Raw genomic sequence first — 3,520 nt, forward strand, 5'->3', positions numbered from 1 at the left:
TTGGAGGGCGGTTTTACTGGCATGGGGTGTTCATCCTTGAATACTTGATTCAGTCGTCGGCGTCATTGCCTTGTTTGGCTGCGAACCCGAAACGTGCGAATCATCGGGAGCAGCGGGTTGGTCCAGCTCCTGACGGGTCAGGGTCTGCATCAATGTCGCTTCATCTATTGCCAGTTGTCCTTGCAGATCATCGCTTTTCGCCTGGTATTGCTCCATGGTCAGTTGTTTGGCTTCGAGGCTTTCATGCAGCTCGGCGAGTCGGGCCTGATAAGGCTCGCGCTGCTCTTCGAATTGCTGTCGATACTTGCTCGTCAGGTAGTCTTTCCAGAATTCGCGTGAAAGCAGAGCCTGGCGTTCCGCAGGCGAGTTATCCAGGTCAATCACGGCTTTATAAACCCCGCTCAGCATTTCGCGGGTAACGCGACCCATCCCGATGAAACTGACGTTTTCTGGCTGGCCCGGAAGTTCAAGGGAGTCCTTGAGCCCGAATCGATAGGCCAGTCTGATTTCGACCTCTTCCTGCAAACGCAGGACGTGCGGTCGTTTTTCCTCCTCGGAAACCTGCGGATCCCTGACGATTGCTTCGCTGCGCTGAATATCTTCCGCAGCGAGTCTGTCGACTTCCTGCAAACGGAACAGACGGCGCGACAAATGCACCAGTTGCGGGCCCAGCGCGTGATCCCCGGCTTGTTTGCGGGCGCTGTAGACCATGGTCAGAACCTCGAGATTGCCAAAGGAGAAGGCCGCTCGATCGCAGCAGGCCGGTTCGCCGGCACGATCGAAAAGATCCCGACGCAATTGATCCGATTCAGCGCTGTTTTCACTGATCGAATCCAGAACGTTCCAGACCCTGCGCTGCAAATCCGGGTGTGCGACCGGGCCGGCGTTCAGGCGTTGCAACACGGTGAAGAAAGCTTGCGCCCCCTGTTGGCTGATCAATCTTTGCCACTGTTCCCGTTTCAGCGCAACCTGCTGTGCAGGCATGCCTTGAGTCCAGCGCAAGAGCCCGTCCGAAGTTGAATGCGCTGACGGAAGTGCGTTTCTGAGAAGAGTGTTTTCCAGGAATGCTTGTGTATTCAGCGACGGCTGGGCGCGAGTTATCGAGAGCAAGCGACTCAAGTCACCCGAGACCAGTCTCTGAGCAGCGACACGGTCGCGGAAACGCTGGATGCGCTCCAGGGAGACTTCTGACAGCGGGTTGCCACTCACGTCGGTCACACTGTTTACTCGAAGCTGCTGGAGCAGCAGTGCATCGGGAGGGTCGATGATTGCGTCCGGAATTGTCGTGATCCGATTGTCGTACAGCAGGATGTCTTCCAGCGCCGGTTGTGCCGATAGCCCGGGCGGCCAGGTATCAATGCTGGTGTTGCCCAGGTTCAGCGAGCGCATATCCGTGATTGCGCTGAAGTCCGGAGTGATGCCCAGTGGATTATCGTTGAGCATCAATGCTCGCAGCGTTACGCGTTCGGAGAGTATGCGAGCTGTTTCCGGCGTCAGCGTGATCCGATTGTTTTGCAGGGACAGCCGCGTCATGGCATGCATTTGTCCGATCGCGGCAGGAAGCTCGCGTAACTGGTTGTTCGACATGTCCAGCCAGCGGACATGCTGAAACCTCGCCAGGAAACCATCCGGGGAAACGCTCAGGTTCATGCCGCTCAGTTTCAGTGAACCGACATGACTGAAATCAACGTCGTTCAGATCCGGTACGCTGTCCAGGCGTAAACCGTTCAGTTTCAGTTCCAGGCCTATGGGCGTTCCATCGGCGGCGTACTTTTGCGGTGTTTCACGTCTCCAGCAAGCGAGTATTCGTGTTTTCGCCCTGTAACGATCGCCCAGTCTGTCGGGATCGAGTTGCATCTGGTTTGCCCGCACGTAGCGCTGCCGGGAACCGCCACCGGAAAACGACCAGGCATTCAACTGACTTTCCAGGGTCTGAAACTCTCGTTCGAGCCGTGTAATTGTGGCTTCCGTATCCGGCCCCAGGCCGCTCAGGAATTCTCGGGCCTCGTGGATGCTTTTATGGGGGTGGATGTTCTGAAGTCGCTTTACCAACGGGCTGGGAAGAATGAAGGCATCTTTGACGGTGTAGATCTCGTTGATGGGATATCGATTCGAGGCGAGCTCCCAGAAGCGGTCGAAATGCTGCCAGTAGCCCTCGGAGAACTGATTGCCGTCCAGCAGTGTGACGGCATTGATCCGGACTTGGGTGAGCCCTTGTTCACCGCTTGGGTCGAGCAGCTCGGGCGGGACCTCGCGCAATCGGTTGGAGCGCAGGTCGATCTGGTCCATTTCGGTTTGAGTCCGTAATCCCGCTGGCCACTGATCGATTCCTGTATGGCTGAGATTGAGATTTCTCAGCTCGGACATGTTGCTGAAGTCAGGTGTCATGCCCAGGGGGTTACCCGACAGATCAAGTTGCTTGAGCCTGACCATGCTGCCGAGTGCTTGCGCACCTTTTTGATCCAGCACAATCCGGTTGGAGTGCAGATCGAGCATGGTCAGTTCGGGCATCGCGCGGATCGAGTCAGGAACTGCGGTGAGCCCCGATTCGACAATGCTCAGGCGGGTAAGTCGTGGGAAATGTGTCAGAAAGTCATCGCCGGTGCCTGGCCAGGCTATGCCTTTGATTTTCAAAACCTCGATATGCCCAAAACTCACCTTCAGGGGCGGAAGTGCTCCTCCTCCGCCCTCCGGCAGCCAGAGAATCGTGCCTGATTCTCGGCGCCAGCAACGCAGGATGTGATCGTTTACACGAACTGCCCAGTGCTTGTGGGCCTGTGAAGCCTCGGCGGTTTGCTGGATCCAGGCCACCAGATCCTCTTTCAGAGTCGCTAATTCGGCCTCCAGTCGTTTCAGTCCACCTTCGACATCCTTTCCCAGTGAATCCATGGCGGCTCTGAGCCCCGGCTCATCAAGGGCCGGGTAAAGCTTGCGAAGACGCCCCAGATGCGTTTGCAGGAACCGGCCGAGCGCGGCGTTCAGTTGAGCGCCGGACGGATTGCCTGAGGTGTTTCCCCGTCCCGGAAACATCCCCCCTGCGCCGCCGACGACCAGTCCGCTCCAGCCGATCCGCTCATCATAGAAAACAGCTTCCGACCTGCCCGGGCGCGTGGCGACATATCGGTTGTGCTCGTCCCGGGCCACCGCATCCTGGGGCCGGACGATGCGCATCACCTGAAGGTTCGGCGAGGATGCCTCCACATCATGCATGGCCTGATAAGCCTGATTGTCGATGACCAGGTAGAGCTTGCCTTCGAAACGATGCAATCCATCGCTGTCAGGCACCTGGTTAGAAAAGTCCAGAGAGGTACGGAAGTCTTCCAGGCGACGGCTGCTCAGACTGAAGGTCATCGACTCCAGATCGACCATCGGGTACCAGAGCCTGCTGTCGGGGTCTTGCAGAAGCAGCGGGCCGGACGGGACTCGCTCACTGCTCAGCCTGGCGCGGTACAGGCCGCTTTCGCTGTCCAGGCCGACCAGAAAGATGCTGCCGTCGAGCATGTCGACAAACTGCCGTCCT

The 3,520-nt window shown here is 57.8% G+C and carries 1 protein-coding gene; it reads right to left on the reverse strand.

The genetic code is table 11. The features are described 5' to 3' along the window. Window positions 1-30 precede the first annotated feature (30 nt). Window positions 31-3,501 (reverse strand): NEL-type E3 ubiquitin ligase domain-containing protein, encoded by a 3,471-nt coding sequence (locus ACM6JM_RS12630; RefSeq protein WP_414882004.1) that lies wholly within the window; start codon window positions 3,499-3,501, stop codon window positions 31-33. Window positions 3,502-3,520 lie beyond the last annotated feature (19 nt).

The organism is Pseudomonas sp. IT-P2, assembly GCF_949767575.1.
In the GTDB taxonomy this organism is placed as follows: Bacteria; Pseudomonadota; Gammaproteobacteria; order Pseudomonadales; family Pseudomonadaceae; genus Aquipseudomonas; species Aquipseudomonas pharyngis.

What these genes read in the sequence shown, in the direction of transcription:
- ACM6JM_RS12630 (WP_414882004.1), bottom strand. Translation starts at nt 3,501, where the DNA reads ATGCTCGACGGCAGCATCTTTCTGGTCGGCCTGGACAGCGAAAGCGGC.